This window comes from Ferrovum sp., assembly GCF_027317285.1.
In the GTDB taxonomy this organism is placed as follows: Bacteria; Pseudomonadota; Gammaproteobacteria; order Burkholderiales; family Ferrovaceae; genus Ferrovum.
In genome coordinates this window covers 1-244 of the sequence record NZ_DAHVHV010000074.1, presented here as the reverse complement: position 1 = coordinate 244, position 244 = coordinate 1, and the positions used below count along the sequence as shown (strand labels likewise).

The following is a 244-nucleotide window of genomic DNA, read 5'->3' as shown; positions in this document are numbered from 1 at the left end:
GTCTGCTGGGGATCGTAGAGGGGGAAATGCTGCGCCGTGGTAATGGCTGGGCGTCCCCCACCAAAAAAACGCTGGATGTCTGCATGAACGGCGAGTTCGTCGGCAGTTGGGCGTTCACCCCGACGGGCAGGAGTCACACAAAATTTCTGGTGGCTATGGTAGTGTTGAGGCGTGGCACGGGTGCCTTGGGTTAATGGGCAATTCTAAGGACAGAACAGAAAGGATACCTGCACATTCATGAGTA

1 protein-coding gene is annotated in these 244 nt (G+C 55.3%); it reads left to right on the top strand.

The window, feature by feature from the left end:
* A partial coding sequence (locus M6F29_RS10885; protein ID WP_298159707.1) for a hypothetical protein occupies window positions 1-194 on the top strand: 194 nt, incomplete at its 5' end.
* Window positions 195-244: the final 50 nt, after the last annotated feature.